Source organism: Nocardiopsis sediminis (genome assembly GCF_042650565.1).
Taxonomy (GTDB): Bacteria; Actinomycetota; Actinomycetes; order Streptosporangiales; family Streptosporangiaceae; genus Nocardiopsis_B; species Nocardiopsis_B sediminis.
In genome coordinates, this window is the sequence record NZ_JBHSBH010000012.1 from 1 (window position 1) to 15,694 (window position 15,694).

Here is a 15,694-nt window from a genome sequence, read left to right on the forward strand (position 1 = left end):
AAACACCACTCGAGAACCAGACAGACCAACCGGATGCGGCCCCGCCCACCAGATTCTGCTACCAGACGGTGTGCGGATCGGCCGAGAGAAGACCACCGCCCGGCCGGCAGACCCAACAGGCCCGCGCCAGGCGACTCGAACGACTATAGCCGGTACCCACGGAAGCACCAACTCGCACCGGCGTGAGCTGACCGACACCGTGTCCCTCGGGTCCTTGGCCCCTTCGACCGACCCCATGCCGCCCCATGTCCCATGACCCATGCCCCGCAACGCATCAGGCCGCGCGCAGTGCCTCGCCCAGTCGACGCACACCTTCCCCGATCTCTTCCGGGGTGGGGGTGGCGAAGGAGAGCCGCATGGTCGCGGGGTCCGGGTTCTGCGCGAAGAACGGTGCTCCCGGGACATAGGCGACGTCGTGGTCGAGGGCCTTGCGCAACAGGGGCGTGGTGTCCGCGCCCTCAGGGAGCTTCGCCCACACGAACATCCCGCCGTCGGGCTTGTTCCAGGTGCTGCCCTCGGGCAGGGCATCGGGGAGGCCGGCGAGCATGGCGTCGCGGCGCGGGCGGTAGGCCTCGCGGAGACGGCTCACGTGCGCGGCGAGGTCGGTGGTCGCGAGGTAGGCGGCGGCCGCCGCCTGGTCGATGGTCGACGTGTGGAGGTCGGCGGCCTGCTTGGCGACGGCGAAGGGGCGCCGGACCGACTCGGGGGCGTACAGCCAGCCGAGGCGCAGCCCCGGAGCCATGATCTTGGAGAAGCTGCCCAGCAGCAGCGTGCGGTCGCGCGCCCCCTCGCGGGCGGCGATGGGGGTGATCGGGTCTCCGCCGTAGCGGAGCTCACTGTAGGGATCGTCTTCGACGATCCACAGGCCCTGGTCGGCGGCCACGGCGGCGATCGCGTCGCGGCGTGCGGTGGGCAGAGTGCGGCCGGTCGGGTTCTGGAAGGTGGGCACCAGGTACAGGAACTTGGGGCGTTCTCGGCGGACGATCTCGGCGAGGGCGTCGGGCAGGACGCCGTCGTCGTCGGTGGGCACCGCGACGATCCGGGCGCCGGCGAGGCGGAAGCATTGCAATGCGGCCAGGTAGCCGGGTTCTTCGACGAGCACCGTGTCGCCGGGGTCCAGCAGGACGGTGGCCGCCAGTGACAGGCCCTGCTGCGACCCGGTGGTGACGATGATCCCCGACTCGTCGTCGGGGAGCCCTTGGCGTGCCCGTCGCTCCGCGATGATCCGGCGCAGGCGGGGGTCGCCCTCTGTGGGGGAGTACTGGAGCACCCGCCGCGGGTCGGCGGTGATGACGTCGTCGAAGGCGGCGCGCAGCCCCTCGTGGTCGAACAGATCGGGGGAGGGCAGTCCGCCGGCGAAGGAGATGACGCCGGGCCGCGACACCAGGGCCAGCAGTTCGCGGACCGGCGAGCTGCGAACGTCGGCGATCCGGGCTGCGGGCGGGGGTGCAGGGGCTGCCATCGGGGCTCCTCACGGATCGGCTGGGCACGATGGCGCCACTCTACTCATCTGTTTCAGATCATGAGATCAAATTATCGGATCGTGAGACCGTGTGTCGTGATCACCTCCCCGGTCACCTCCCCGCTCCCCCCTCCGCGCATGCCGCCGGTCGAGGATGAACCCGTTGGCCGCGGCCGTGAACTGCATGACGATGCCGTAGACCGCGACCGGGATGGCCACTTCGGTGCTGTTCAGCAGGGCCGGGCTGAGGGCGATCGCGAGAGCGAGCGTGCTGTTGTGCAGGCCGATCTCCATGCTCGACGCGATGGCCTCGGGCCGGCCGACGCCCGCCCAGCGGGGCACCCAGTATCCGGTGGCGAGGCTGAGGATGTTGAAGATCAGCACCATGGCGCCCACGGCGACGATGTAGTCCCCGATGTTGGCCCACTCCTGCGCGATAGCCCCGGTGATGAGGGCGGCGAGCACGAGGACCGAGGCGATCTTCACCGGCCGCTCCATGCGCTCCGCGAAGCGGCTGCGGCGTGCGCGGATCAGCATCCCGATGGCCACGGGGACCAGGACCACCGCGCAGACCTGAACCAGCTTGCCGCCCTGGAGGCCCAGCGTGCCGTCGTCGCCGGCGAAGTAAGCCAGCGCGAGGTTGGTGATGACCGGCAGCGTGACGACGGCGATCAGCGAGTTGACGGCGGTGAGGGCGATGTTGAGGGCGACGTTTCCGCCGAACAGGTGGCTGTAGAGGCTCGCCATGGTCCCGCCGGGGGAGGCCGCCAGCAGCAGCATGCCCACGGCCAGTGGGGGAGCGGGGTCGAACAGCAGCACGAGGCCGAGGCAGGCCAGGGGCAGGACGACGATCTGGCAGCCCAGGCAGAGCAGTACGGCCCGCGGATGGGAGCGCAGCCGGGCGAAGTCGGCGATGGTCAGCGACATGCCCAGGCCGAGCATGATCACGGCGGGGAGGGCGATGGTGGCGAGGAGGGGGTCGATGGCGCACCTCGGGGCGTGGGGGTCGCTATGGGCTGCCCGGCGGACCACTGCTCGTTCGTGATGAACGTAGAACGCCCACTACCGGTCGGCAAGGGGGCGAACGGGCAGGCGTGCTCCCGCTGCGGCGCCTGCCGGCGAGCGATGGGCGGGCGGCCCGTGGGGGACGACGTCCGGGCGCTCGGGCCCGCCGGCCTCGGGGTTCTCCGTTCTCCAGGTGGCCGGACTCACATTGGGCACCCATCGCAGAGTAGATACGTGCGTATTATCTTTCTGGGAAGATAGATGCATTCCGCACTTCCGATCCGGTGAGGACCACCCCATATGAGTGACAGCGTCAAGCTCAGCGTCATCTACTACTCCGCCACCGGCACGGGCTACGAGATCGCCCGCGAGATCGCCGAGACCGCGGAGAAGGAGGGCGCGGAGGTGCGCCTGCGCAAGGTCGCCGAGCTGGCGCCGGCCGCCGCGATCGCGAGCAACCCGGCCTGGGCCGCCAACGCGGAGGCGACCAAGGACGTCGCCGAGGCCACCTCGGACGACATCGTGTGGGCCGACGCGGTCGTGTTCGGCTCGCCGACCCGCTACGGAAACGTCGCCGCGCAGCTCAAGCAGTTCATCGACTCGCTCGGCCCGCAGTGGGCGCAGGGGCTGCTCGCCGACAAGGTGTACAGCGGCTTCACCTCGACGTCCACCCTGCACGGCGGCCAGGAGTCCACCCTGCTGGCGCTGGGCAACACCTTCTACCACTTCGGCGGGATCATCGTGCCGCCCGGCTACACCGACGCCGCCAAGTTCGCGGACGGCAACCCCTACGGCACCTCCCACTTCGACGCCTCGGGCAACAGCCCGGTCGACGAGACGACCCGCACCGCCGCCCAGGTGCAGGCCAAGCGGGTCGTGCGCGTCGCCCGCGCGCTGAAGACCGACACCAGCCTCTGATCCGGCCCGCCCTCCCGGGGGCGATCCAGAGGAGGGGAGCGAGGGGACCGCGTTCGCGCGGTCCCCTCGCGCATGCCCGGCCCGCCCGGACGGGGGTCGCCCCCGGCGGATCCGCCGGGGGCGACGCCGTTCCCGAGCGCGTATCGCCATGGTGCTTCGTCGGCGTGTCGACAACGACACGGGGCGCCATGTCGACATCGGCGCCGGGCCCCGGACGGAAGAGGCGGGACTCAGGCCTCGGCGAGGGCGAGCAGGCGCGTGGTCGTGTTCCAGTTGCGGACGGTCGCCGGCGTGCCGAGGCGGCGCGCCAGCAGCGGGGTCAGCTTGGCGCGTCCCAGCCCGTCGGGGAGGTAGAGGTACAGCTCGCGCTCGCCCGGCACCATCTCCTCGGGGGCGAACGCTTCGGGGTCGAGAGCGGCGAGCCGGCCGGGGTCGGGCGGTGCCTTGAGGAAGCAGACGGCGCACTTGGCGGGGTCGCGGACGTCGAACGGGATGTCGTCGACGACCCGGCGCAGGTGGGCGGCGGTGCGCACCATGACGTCGACGTCGAGGCCCAGCCCGGTGGCGAGCCGCTCCTCGATGGCGGCGGCGACGGCGTCCTCGCCGCCGGCCGTTCCGGGAGCGGTGAAGACGGCGTTCCCGCTCTGGAGGAGGGTGGTGACGCCGGTGTGGCCGAGCCCGGTGAGCACGGCCCGCAGGTCGGCCATGGCGATCTTGCGCCTGCCCCCGACGTTGACCCCGCGCAGCAGCGCCACGTAGACGGTCATCCCCCGCACCCCTCTGCTCTGCCCGCACCGGGCGCGGGCCACCACGACGATACGGCGACACGGTGACATGTCGACCGGGCGACACGGAGCCAAGGGGCGCCCGGAGCGGTGGAATCAGCCGTTCCCGCGGTTCGGGGAGGTGGAACCGGCGGAATCGAGCACGCGCCGGAGCACGTAGGGGAGCAGCCCGCCGTTGCGCAGGTAGGCGAGTTCGTTGCGCGAGTCCACCCTGAGGGTCACCTCGTACTTCCGCTCCGGCGCGCCGTTGCCGGCGATCCGCAGGACGACCGGGTTGGCCCCCACGCGCAGGTCCCGCAGGCCCTCCAGGTCGACGGTCTCCGATCCGTCCAGGGCCATCGCCCCGGTGTCGGTCCCGGCCGTGAAGCACAGGGGCAGCACCCCCATGCCGATGAGGTTGCTGCGGTGGATACGCTCGAAGCTCTCGGCGATGACCGCGCGGACGCCAAGGAGCGCCTGTGCCTTGGCGGCCCAGTCGCGGCTGGAGCCCGCCCCGTACCCCTTCCCGGCGAGGAGGACCAGCGGGGTTCCGGCCCGGACGTGGCTCAGTGCGGCGTCGTAGACCGGGCGGACGGCGCCGTCGGCGGCGATCGCGTGGCCGCCGCGGCCACGGGCCTCCTCGGGCAGCAGCAGGTTGGCGACGGCGGCGTTGGTGAAGGCGCCCCGCAGCATGACCTCGTGGTTGCTGCGCCGGGTGGAGTACTGGTTGAGGTCGCGCGGTTCGGTGCCGAGGTCGCGGAGGTAGCGCCCGGCGGCCCCGTTGCGGGGGATGGCTCCGGCCGGGGAGATGTGGTCGGTGGTGACGAAGTCGCCGAGCCGCAGCAGGATCCGGGCGCCGCGGATGTCCGGCTCCTCGGGGGAACGCCGGGAGACGTCGCGGAGGTAGGGCGGGCGCCGGATGTAGGTGGACGACTCCGCCCACGGGTAGCGCTCCCCCTCGGGTGCCGGCAGCGAGGCCCATCGGGCGTCGCCCTCGCGGATCGCCCGTGTGTTCGCCGCGAAGGCGCCGGGGTCGAGGGCGGCACGGACCGTCCGCTCCACTTCGGCGTCGCCGGGCCACAGGTCGGCCAGGTACACCGGGCGGCCGCTGCGGTCGTGGCCCAGGGGCGCGGTGGCGAAGTCGTGCAGGACCGTCCCGGCGAGTGCGTAGGCGACCACGAGGGGCGGGGAGGCCAGGTAGCCCAGCGGTGTCCGGGGGTTGATGCGGCCGGGGAAGTTCCGGTTGCCGGAGAGGACGGCGACCAGGGTGCGGCCCTGATCGGCCAGGCCCTCCATGTCGGGGTGCAGCGGCCCGGAGTTGCCGATGCAGGTCATGCAGCCGTACCCGGCGGTGTGGAAGCCGATCTCCTCCAGTGCGGGCAGCAGCCCGGCGGCCTCCAGGTAGTGGGTGACCACGCGGGACCCCGGCGACAGTGACGTCTTCACCCACGCCTTGGGGGTGAGCCCGGCGGCGACGGCGTTGCGCGCCAGCAGCCCCGCCTGGACCATCAGCCGCGGGTTGGCGGTGTTGGTGCAGCTCGTGATCGCGGCGATCGCGACCGCGCCCTCGGGGACGGGGTCGCCCGATACCCGGCCGGCCGGTGCGGGGGAGGGGTCCGGGCGGTGCTCCCGGAAGGACCGGGGGACGGCGGAGAGGGGGAGGTGCTGGTCGGGGCGGACGGGGCCGGCCACGCTCGCCTCGACCTCCGCGAGGTCGACCTCGACGGTGCGGTCGTAGCGCGGTTCGGGGGAGCCGGGGCCGCGTTTGAGCCCCTGGGCCGTGAGGTAGGCGTCGACGACGGCCCGGTGCTCAGGGGTGCGGCCGGTCAGCCGGAGGTAGTCGGCCGTCACGTCGTCGTAGGGGAAGAACGCGCAGGTCGCCCCGTACTCGGGGGCCATGTTGGAGATGGCGGCGCGTTCGGCCCAGCCCAGGCCGGCGGCGCCGGGGCCGATGAACTCCACGAACTCGTCGACCACCCCCATGCCGCGCAGGATCCGGGTGAGGGTGAGCACGAGGTCGGTGCCCGTCACGCCCTCGCGCAGCCGGCCGCGCAGGCGCACGCCGACCGTGCGGGGGAAGGCGATGGCGACCGGCTCGCCGAGCAGCGCGGCCTGCGCCTCCAGCCCGCCGACGCCCCAGCCCACGACGCCGATGGCGTTGATCATGGGGGTGTGGCTGTCGGTGGCGACCAGGGTGTCGGGGTAGAGCAGGGGCTCCGGGCCGGTGCCGTCGCCGGCCTCCACGACGCGCGCCAGGGACTCCATGTTGACCTGGTGGATGATCCCCTTGCCCGGCGGTACGACCCGGAAGCCGGCGATGCTGCGCTCCGCCCACCGGATGAAGGCGTAGCGCTCCGCGTTCCGGCGGAAATCGATGTCGAGGTTGTGCTCCAGCGCATCGGGGCGCCCGTGGCTCTCCACGATCACCGAGTGGTCCACGACCAGGTCGGCGGGGATGACGGGGTTGATGTCCGCGGCGTCGCCGCCGAGTTCGTGGACGGAGTCGCGCAGCGCGGCGAAGTCGGCGAGGGTCGGCAGGCACGTGGTGTCGTGCAGCATGACCCGGCCGGGGTGGAGGGGCACTTCGCAGGCGGGCCCGTTGCCGCGGGCCCGGTCGAGCACGCGGCCCAGCGCCTCCGGTGCGCGGCGCGCGACGTTCTCGATCAGCACGCGGAGCGCGTAGGGGGTGGCGTCCAGCTCCTCCGGGGTCATCAGTGACCGCAGGTCGACATGGCGATATGTACGCCCGGCGACATGGAGCCGGGCTTCGGCGGGGCTGCTGGGGTGGTGGGCCATCGGCTCCCCTTACGGGCGCGTGGGGCGGCTGGATCCGCTGAAGCATCCAGAGCGCTTTTTGTTTCTCGTTGAAGATTAGTACAACATCCGCGCTTGATCGCGCATCGCGACCCCGGCGGCCGCATCGTGACGCGATCCTCGCCACCTCACCAGTTCGGGACGGCGGTGACGGCGAACAACGCCCACCGCAAGAACCCGCAGAAGACGTATTGCATCCAAGTGTTGATTGAGACAATATGGCCTGCGTCACCGAGGTGTGCGGCCCGCGTCATGCGGGCGGGCGCCTCGGGCGGCAGCGGCGCCGACCGGGCGCGACGACCCCGGGCCCCGGCCGCCGCAGGACCGACGGATGGAGAATCGTGAGCGCGCACAGCCCAGGCACCGGCAGCCGCCGGGACTTCCTCCGCGGGATGGCCGCGGTATCGGCCGCGGTCGCCGGAGCGCCCCTCTTCACCGCGTGCACCTCGGGGACGGGAACGGCCGCGGGGGCGCAGGGCCGCATCGGCGACCACTACCCCGCCGGCTACGGCCGGATCATCGAGGCGTCGCAGGACGAGGACGGCCTCACCATCTACTCCAACACCTCCCAGGAGAACTGGGCCCCGCTGTTCGCGGGGTTCCAGGAGCGCTACCCCTGGGCCGACAACCTCGCGGTCACCGCGCTGGGCAGCACCGAGGTCTTCCAGCGCTTCTATAGCGAGGACGCCGGCCACGGCTCCGCCGCCGACCTGCTGGTGGCCAACGCCCCCCAAGAGTGGGCGCGGTTCGCCGGCCGCGACGCCGCGCTGGCCTACGACACCCCGGAGCGGCCGTTCTTCGACGACAAGCTCGAAGGCCTGCCGGGCGTCTTCGCCCTCACCATCGACCCGGTGGTGATCGGCTACAACACGCTGCTGCTGGAGGACGTGCGGCTGCCGCGCAGCCTGGCCGACGTGGCGCGGCTGTGCGAATCCGACCCCGCGCGGTTCCGCGACCGCGTCACCACCTACGCCCTGAGCAACGCCTACGGGTTCGCCATCAACCACACCTATGCCGCAACGGCCGACGACCCCTGGGCGACGCTGGACCGGATCATCCCCTTCGTGCGCACCGAGACCTCCGCCGGCGCGATGGTCGACAAGCTCGTGTTGGGCGAGTACGCCATCAGCTACTTCCAGTCGGGCGGGGTCATCGCGCTGACCGCCGAGCAGAGCGAGGGGCTCATCGACTGGTCCTACATCGAGGACGGCACCCCGCTGGTCCCGCGCAGCGCCTGCATCCTGCGCGACGCGCCCAACGTCAACACCGCGAAGCTCTTCATCGACCACGCACTGTCGTACGCGGGCCAGGTCCAGCTCAGCGAGGGCGGGCTCACCCCGCACCGCGGCGACCTGCGCGACGACGACGCCCCCGGCCACTACGACGCCATCGTCGACGCCGTGGGCGCCGGCAACGCGATCCTCGTCGGCTACGAGGAGCTCGGCGACGCCGACGTCACCGCGCTGACCCGGCGGTGGGAGCAGGCGCGCAGCGCATAGCCCGCCGGCGCCCCCGTCCCGCCCGCCCACCGGCACACCTGGAGACCCCCGATGACGACCCTCACCCCGCCGCGACGACAGCTCCGCCCAGGCGAACTCGGCGTCCCCCACTACCGGCGCCCCGCGGGTGTCGGCCGCGAGAGCGCCGTGCACTACGGGGTGCTGGTGATCACCGCGGCCCTGGTCCTCGCCCCGATCCTGCCGATCCTCTACCAGTCCTTCGCCGACCGCCCGCTGTACGAGGCCGGCGGGCTGCTCACCGTCGGCAACTACGTGCGGCTGTTCACGGAGGCGGGGTTCGGGCGCGTCGTCCTCAACAGCCTCGTGTTCGCGGTCATGACGACCGTCATCGCGCTGACCGGCGGGGCGGCGCTGGCGATCCTGCTGGTGCGCACCCGCATCCCCGGCGGAAGGGTGCTCACCGCGGTCCTGCGCTGGCCGATCTACATCTCACCGCTGGTGCTGGCCTTCGGCTGGATCATCCTCTACGGCCCGGCCGGCTTCATCACCCTCGTTGTGAGCGACGCAGTCGGCTTCACCCCGTGGAACCTGTACACGATCCCGGGCATGGCGCTGACCGAGGCGGTCGCCGCGATCCCGCTGGCCTACCTGTACTGCGCGAGCGCCCTGCGCTTCTCCGACACCTCGCTGGAGAGCGCCGCCCGCACCTGCGGGTCGGGCCCGCTGCGCATCCTGTGGTCGGTGGTCCTGCCCACCCTGCGCCCGCCGCTCGTCTACAGCGGCCTGCTGATCTTCACGACGTCGCTGGAGTCCCTGAGCGTGCCGCTGCTCTACGGCCAGCCCGCCGAGATCGACATGTTCTCCAGCTTCCTCTACACCAACGGGATCGCGTCGATCGACCCCGACTACGGGATCCTCGGCGCGGCCTCGGTCGTCATCCTGGCCGTCACCGTGGTGCTGGTGTGGGTGCAGACCCGGCTGCTGCGCGACGGGCAGCGGTTCGTCTCCGTGCGGGGCAAGGCGGTCCGGCAGCGCCCGCTCGACCTCGGCCCGATCCGCTGGGCGGCGCTCGCGGTGATCGTGGCCTACGTCCTCGTCGGCCCGTTCCTGCCGATCATGGGGCTGCTGTTGCGCGCCTTCACCACGATCCTGACCCCGCTGGTCTCCCCGCTGGAGTTCCTGTCGCTGGACAACTTCGCGGTGATCTTCACCTACCCCGTCTACTCCACCTCGATCGTCAACAGCCTGATCGTCGCGCTGGCCGGCGCCGTCTTCCTCACGGTCTTCGCCACGCTGGTCGTCCTGGTCTCCCGCCGCTCCGGCTTCCGCTTCGCCCGCACCCTGGAGCTGCTCGCGCTGGCCCCCCAGGCCATCCCCGGGGTCGTCCTGGGCGTGGGCTTCTTCTGGGCCTTCACCCTGCTCCCGGAGAACACGGCGGCGGTGCGCGCGAGCCTCGTCGCGATCATCATCGTGTTCAGCGTGCGCTCGCTGCCGGTGGCCTTCGGCGCGGTCGCGCCGATCGTCATGCAGATCGGGACGGAGCTGGACAGCGCCGCCCGGGTCGCCGGGGCCGACTGGTGGCGCACCGTCGTGCACGTCTTCGCGCGGCTGCTCACGCCCGCCTATCTCTCCTCCTTCGTCCTCGTCTTCGTGCAGATGATCAAGGAGTTCGCCCCCGCCGTCTTCATCGCCACGGCGGCCACGCAGGTCATCGGCACCACCACGTTCGAACTGTGGATGCAGGGCACCACCGGGCCCGTTGCCGCCATGGCCACCATCCAGATCGCCATCACCGCCGTGTGCGTCGCACTCGCCGGGCGCATCGAGAAGGGACGCACCAATGCCTGAACTCGTCATCGACGGACTCCGCAAGCGGTTCGGCGGCACCACCATCCTCAACGGGATCTCGCTGACGGTGCGGGACGGCGAGTTCTTCACCCTGCTCGGCCCCAGCGGATGCGGGAAGTCGACCACCCTGAACTGCGTCGCCGGCCTCGAGCACCCCGATGGGGGCAGCATCCGGGTCGCCGGCACGACCTTCGTCGACCACGCCGCCGGGGTGTTCCTCGAGCCCGAGGCGCGCAACCTCGGGCTCGTCTTCCAGTCCTACGCGCTGTGGCCGCACATGACGATCGCCGGCAACCTCGCCTACCCCCTCAAGATCCGCAAGGTCGGCCGGGCGCGGCAGCGGGAGCTCATCGACGACGCGCTCGACAACGTCGGCATGAAGCACCTGCGCGACCGCTACCCCCACCAGCTCTCGGGCGGGCAGCAGCAGCGCGTCGCCCTCGCCCGCGCGCTGGTCTATGCGCCGAGCATCCTCCTGCTGGACGAACCGCTGTCCAACCTCGACGCGCAGCTGCGCGACCAGGCGCGCGCGTGGCTCAAGCGCCTCCAGGCCCAGGTGGGGATCACCACCGTCTACGTCACCCACGACCAGATCGAGGCGCTGGCCCTCAGCGACCGCATCGCGGTGATGCAGGACGGCGAGATGCTCCAGGTGGGCACCCCGCGGGAGATCTACGAGACCCCGGCGAGCCCCGAGGTCGCCGCGTTCATCGGCCGCTGCAACTTCCTGACCGGCACCGTGCACGAGCAGACCGGCCGGCACACGGTCGTCGCCCTGGCCGATGACGGCCGCATCCGCGCCGCCCGCGCCGACTGGGCCGCCGTGGGAGACCGGGTCACTGTTGCCGTGCGCGCGGAGAACGTGCTCGTGGACGATGCGGCGGGCGCCGGGCACTCCGACGCCTACAACCGCCTGGACGCCGAAGTCGTGCACAGCGCCTACGTGGGCGCGCGCTACGAGCACCGCCTGCGCATCGGCGCGAGCACGGTCCAGGCCGAGAGCGTGTCGGAGGGCGCGGGAGCGGCGGTGTCGGTGGCGATCAGGCCGGAGCACTGCATCGTCTACCCCGGGACGGCGCGGGGCGAGCTCGCCGGGGTCTGACGGCGCCGGCACCGGGCGGCCGGCGGACGGGGGGCGGCCGGCGGGGTCAGGCGGGCAGGCGCGGCACGTCGGGCTCGGGGCCGTGGCCGGTCTTGAGCCAGCGCACCCGGTCCAGGTGGGCGTGGAGCAGGGCCGACGCCTCCTCCAGCCGGCCCGCCTCGACCAGGTCCAGCAGGGCGAGGTGCTCTCGGGCCTGGTCGACCAGGCGCGCCCGGTCGAACTGGTGGCGGTACTCGATCAGCCGGCGCACCCGGTTCTGCCGGCGCAGCGCCTCGGAGACGAAGGAGTTGCCCGCGCAGGCGACGAGCATCTCGTGGAACTCCGCGCCCGTGCGGTACAGCCGGGCGCGGGGGGAGGTGAGGATGTCGCCGCTCAGCAGGGACTCCTGGCGGGCGCGGTGCTCGGCGAACGCCTGCGGGTCGGCGCGGAATCCCGGCTCCAGCAGGGCGGCGGGCTCGACGATCATCCGGAAGCGGTAGCTCTGGTCGTGCGCCTCGGTGGTGGACAGGACCCCCTGGAACTCCCAGCCCCGGCCGGGGCGGCGGCGCAGCAGGTCCTCGCCCTCCATCCGGGTCAGCACGCGCTGGGCGGCGCGCGGGCTCAGCCGGTAGCGGCGGGCGACCTCGGCGGTGGTGAACTCGCCGCCGAATCGGCCGCCGAGGTGGTCGTCGGCGATCTGGAAATAGGCGTCCTCCTCCGCGTCGGCGGATTCGGTCACGTCGATGCCGGGGATGTCCTCGGCGGCCCGGGTGAGGAAGAAGCCGCGGTTGGGGACCTGCTCGACGATGCCCAGCTCGGCGAGGAGCCCCATGGCCCGCCGGACGGGCGACCGCGACACCCGCAGGGAGTCGGCCACCCACTGCTCGCGCAGGTGCGCGCCCTCAGGCAGGGCGTTGCGCCGGGCGAGGTCGATGATCTGGGTGGCGATGGAGGTCGACAGGTCGCCGGAGGAGCGGCGGGCCCCGCCGCGTCGCGGGACGACTCCGGACGTCATGGACTCCCCAACGTGTGAACGGACGCGCCGCGCCTCGGGGGCGGACGCTTCGGTCCCAGCGTATAAGGCCCCCGTGTGGACACGTCGACAGGACGACTGGACGACAGGGCGATTCGGCGGCACCGCGCCATGGCGATCCGTCGGCTGGTCCGCGCTGGTCCGCGCCCGTCCGCCACGGGAGGGCGGGCAGGACCCGCGCTGATCACGCGGGGTCCTGCCCGGTGCGGCCGGCTCACCTGGTCCGGCGGTTGCCGTCCTTCTTGAGCGACACCGGGGCGTCGCGTCTGGGGGAGGCCGGCCCGGCGCCCTGGCCCGGCCGTGCGGGGGAGCGGGGCAGCCCCCGCCCCTGGGGGAGGTCCATGGCCCCGACACCCATGCCGCGGGCGGCCCCGCGCTCCGGCAGCGCCGGCAGCGGCCGCCCCTCGCCGTCGAGCAGGACGCCCTTCGGACCCTGCACGGTGTGCCCGCGCGGGTTGACGGCGGCGTGCCGGAACGCCTCGACCACACCGGCCGCGGCGTCGCGCCAGGAGTACTCCTTCAGGACGGTGCGCATCCGGGCCGCGTTGGCCACCTGGGCCGGGTAGTCGCGGATCATCCGGTCGATCGCCTGCGCCCAGGCCGCGACCCGCTCGCCGGGGCGCCGGTCGAGCCCGCGGTCGGGGACGACGAACCCGCGACCGGCGTCCCGGGCGCCGGGCACCCGGGTATCGGCGAAGAACTCCGCGACGCCGCTCTCCTGGTTGACCAGGACGGGCAGGCCGCGGGCCGCGGCCTCCGCTGCGACCAGGCCGAAGCCTTCGGCCACCGAAGGCATGACCGCGAGGTTGGACGCGGCATAGTCCCCGGCGAGCTCGTCGAGGTCGGAGGTGTAGGGGCGGATATCGACGATGCCGGCCGCCCCCACCCTGCCGGCGGCGTACTGCCGCTGCTGCTCCACGTAGGCCTCGGGGACGCCCCGGACCCGCAGCCGGGCGTCGACCCCGCGGGCGCGCAGCTCGTTGACGACCTCCAGCAGGTGGTCGTAGCCCTTGATGTCGTCGTTGACCCGGCCGGTGAAGAGGATGTCGAAGGTCTCGCCGCGAGCGGGTTCGACCGGCGGCCCGCTGACCACCGACCCGGGCAGCATCTCGTGGAAGGCGGGCTGCCGGGGGTTCGAGGCGGCCATGTTCCGGGCGACCTCGGTGAGGTAGGCGCCGACCCCGATCGTCAGGTCGGTGTCGGCCATCACCTCCCTCTCCAGCCGGACCATCGTCTCCTGCACCTCCAGCGGGCGTCCCTGGATCTCTGCGTAGCGCTGGATGGGCATGTGCACGACGTGGCCGAGCTGCGCCTCCGGGTACCAGTGCTGCCACACCGCCTTGGCGGCCGGGCCGGAGAACCGCGAGTGGCCGAAGACGGCGTGCGGCCGCCAGTCCGGGTCCATCCCGGGGACGTCCCCGGGGCCGCTGTGCAGAGGGAACTCCTGGAGCTGCTGCGAGGCCCAGCTGATGTCCGGGTCGCGGGGGATGAGCAGGATCCGGGCGTCGCCGTGCGGCTCGGTGCCGCCCACGGTGAGCAGGGTGACGTTGACGTCGGGCAGCGATGCGAGGGCCTCGGTGAGATGCCCGCTGGCGACCGGGACCCCGCCCGCGTTGCTGGCCCGTCCGCTGACATCCGCCACCACCAGGACCTCCAGGGGGGAGCCCTCCCCGGGGCCGCCGTCAGCCGGCTGTGAAGGCACGCTGGAACCGTCCTTTCAGGAACAGGTGGACCGGGTAGGCGGTGAAGTGGATGGTTCCGGCGCGCGCTCCGGGGGCCAGCCGGGCGGCCAGTTCCTCCAGGAGTTCCGCGGCGACGAGGGCCGCCTCACGGGAGAGCACGGTCCGGGTTCCCCCCTCCGCGAGGTCGCCGGGGGGCGGGTCGTCCGGCCCCAGCAGGCGCGGCGGAGGGGCCTCCGCGTGGAGGGCGCGAAGGTCACCGGCCAGCTCGGGGAAGGACAGCGGGCGGGCTTCGCCGGGGCCCCAGCGGTAGGCGTGCACGAGGTGCCGGCCGGGGTCGACGCCGGTGCGGGGCTCCCGCCATTCGGGGGTGTTGTCGTCCTCGTCGACCCGGGCCAGGTCCGCGGCGGCGTCGCAGGCGGCGATCCGGATCGAGAAGTCACCGTTCTCGACGGCGTCGGCCCGGCCGGGGACGGTCCGCAGGGCGGCCCGGGCCGCGTCGCGCAGCCGGGCGCGGTCGGCCTCGGCCACCCGGGCGGACGGAGCGGCCGCCGTGCCCAGCGGCGGGGCCGTGGCCGGGGCGGTGCCGGCGCCATCGGGGGCGAGGGGCAGCCGGAGGGAATCGGCGGCCTCGCACACCGCTTGGGCCAGGTCCGCGGCGTCCTGCGCCACGGGGTGGCCGGGCCGGCCCGGGGCCAGCCGCTCGTCGAGCTCGGCGAGCAGCGCGACCACCGCGCTGCGCCGGGCGTCGTCGAGGACCAGCGCAGGCCCGGAGGGGCCGCCGTCGTCCGGGGCCCCGCTCGGGCCCGGGTCGGCGTCGAGGCGCGCCTCCCACGCGCGGACCGCGTCGCCGAAGGGGATCGGGTGCCCCTCGGGCGTGCGGCGGGAGGCCAGGTGGCGCGCGGGGTCGAGCGGGCCGGGCGGTATGGCGTCCCCGGTCGGGACCGCGGAGAGGCACGCCTCCAGGTCGCGCCAGGAACGGGCGCGCTCCGGGGGCCAGAAGTCGCCGCGCCACACCGGGTCCCCCTGGACCCAGAGCATGCGGGCCGCCGCCGAGTAGAGCCGGCGATGGCTCTCGGCGAGGTCGGGCTTGGTGGTCATACGTCCCTTTCTTGCTGGTGCGGCGCCGGGTGCACGGCGGCGTCCGGCGACGGGCGGCCATCGGGCCGCCCGCCCTCGTTCCCCGTTTCCGCGGAGGGCCGCGCTCTGCGCCCAGGCGTTCAGAGCGGCGCCGCGAAGGCGCATTCTTCTCCCGCCGCCATTGGACACCGGAAGCACCCCTGCGGTTCCGTCGAATCCGAAGGTATTCGCATTCCGCACCGGAGAACGTGAGCGACCGCGTAGATTATTCATCTGCGGCGTTTCGAGGTGCCCTTCTCCGTCGCTCCGAATTTTTCCGCGGGCGGCGACCCGTCCCGCACGGCCTCCGGCCGCCGCACCCCGGAACGGCGCCGTACCCGGCGCTCCCGCCGTCCGGCCGACGCCGTGACCGGGGGATGACCGCCATCGAAAAGGGAAGGCGCCGATTCAGCACGGGCGCTTCCGGCGCCATTCCACGACGTCCGTTCCGCTGGATAACGCTACCGCTGCGCTCCGTGTTCGATTCCCCGGATACTGCGGTTATCTCCGC

The 15,694-nt window shown here is 72.9% G+C and carries 11 protein-coding genes; 4 read left to right on the top strand and 7 right to left on the bottom strand.

Annotated features, from left to right (window positions below):
- Positions 1 to 274: 274 nt before the first annotated feature.
- Positions 275 to 1,462: an aminotransferase-like domain-containing protein gene (locus ACFOVU_RS18010; RefSeq protein ID WP_378535155.1), complete on the bottom strand. Its 1,188-nt coding sequence runs from the start codon at positions 1,460 to 1,462 to the stop codon at positions 275 to 277.
- Positions 1,463 to 1,528: 66 nt separating this feature from the next.
- The gene (locus ACFOVU_RS18015; protein WP_378535892.1) at positions 1,529 to 2,446 is read right to left on the bottom strand and encodes a bile acid:sodium symporter family protein; all 918 of its coding nucleotides are present in this window, start codon (positions 2,444 to 2,446) and stop codon (positions 1,529 to 1,531) included.
- A 321-nt stretch (positions 2,447 to 2,767) separates the two neighbouring features.
- Between ACFOVU_RS18015 and wrbA the strand changes: the two genes are divergently transcribed.
- Complete coding sequence (wrbA, locus tag ACFOVU_RS18020; RefSeq protein WP_378535157.1) at positions 2,768 to 3,385, top strand: NAD(P)H:quinone oxidoreductase; 618 nt, start codon at positions 2,768 to 2,770, stop codon at positions 3,383 to 3,385.
- A gap of 230 nt (positions 3,386 to 3,615) precedes the next feature.
- Here the strand turns inward: wrbA and ACFOVU_RS18025 are convergent, their stop codons facing one another.
- Complete coding sequence (locus tag ACFOVU_RS18025; RefSeq protein ID WP_378535159.1) at positions 3,616 to 4,152, bottom strand: DUF1697 domain-containing protein; 537 nt, start codon at positions 4,150 to 4,152, stop codon at positions 3,616 to 3,618.
- A 114-nt stretch (positions 4,153 to 4,266) separates the two neighbouring features.
- Positions 4,267 to 6,945, bottom strand: a complete 2,679-nt coding sequence (gene acnA, locus ACFOVU_RS18030; RefSeq protein ID WP_378535161.1) for an aconitate hydratase AcnA — start codon at positions 6,943 to 6,945, stop codon at positions 4,267 to 4,269.
- A 359-nt stretch (positions 6,946 to 7,304) separates the two neighbouring features.
- Between acnA and ACFOVU_RS18035 the strand changes: the two genes are divergently transcribed.
- Genes ACFOVU_RS18035 through ACFOVU_RS18045 form a run of 3 tightly spaced genes read left to right on the top strand, consistent with a single transcriptional unit; the run spans position 7,305 to position 11,373 of the window.
- Positions 7,305 to 8,462 carry an ABC transporter substrate-binding protein gene (locus ACFOVU_RS18035; protein WP_378535163.1) on the top strand — a complete coding sequence of 386 codons (1,158 nt, stop codon included), beginning with the start codon at positions 7,305 to 7,307 and terminating at the stop codon, positions 8,460 to 8,462.
- 51 nt (positions 8,463 to 8,513) lie between these two features.
- Complete coding sequence (locus ACFOVU_RS18040) at positions 8,514 to 10,271, top strand: ABC transporter permease (RefSeq protein ID WP_378535165.1); 1,758 nt, start codon at positions 8,514 to 8,516, stop codon at positions 10,269 to 10,271.
- Positions 10,264 to 11,373, top strand: coding sequence for an ABC transporter ATP-binding protein (locus tag ACFOVU_RS18045; protein WP_378535167.1), 1,110 nt, complete (start codon positions 10,264 to 10,266; stop codon positions 11,371 to 11,373). Before ACFOVU_RS18040 ends, ACFOVU_RS18045 begins: the two co-directional genes overlap by 8 nt.
- A 46-nt stretch (positions 11,374 to 11,419) precedes the next feature.
- Here the strand turns inward: ACFOVU_RS18045 and ACFOVU_RS18050 are convergent, their stop codons facing one another.
- The 3 genes from ACFOVU_RS18050 to ACFOVU_RS18060 form a co-directional block, all read right to left on the bottom strand.
- On the bottom strand, positions 11,420 to 12,367 hold the full coding sequence (locus ACFOVU_RS18050; RefSeq protein ID WP_378535169.1) for a GntR family transcriptional regulator: 948 nt from the start codon (positions 12,365 to 12,367) through the stop codon (positions 11,420 to 11,422).
- A 232-nt stretch (positions 12,368 to 12,599) separates the two neighbouring features.
- Positions 12,600 to 14,087: a glycosyltransferase family 4 protein gene (locus ACFOVU_RS18055; protein WP_378535171.1), complete on the bottom strand. Its 1,488-nt coding sequence runs from the start codon at positions 14,085 to 14,087 to the stop codon at positions 12,600 to 12,602.
- Complete coding sequence (locus ACFOVU_RS18060) at positions 14,068 to 15,165, bottom strand: hypothetical protein (RefSeq protein WP_378535173.1); 1,098 nt, start codon at positions 15,163 to 15,165, stop codon at positions 14,068 to 14,070. The genes ACFOVU_RS18055 and ACFOVU_RS18060 overlap by 20 nt, the downstream gene beginning before the upstream one ends.
- Positions 15,166 to 15,694 lie beyond the last annotated feature (529 nt).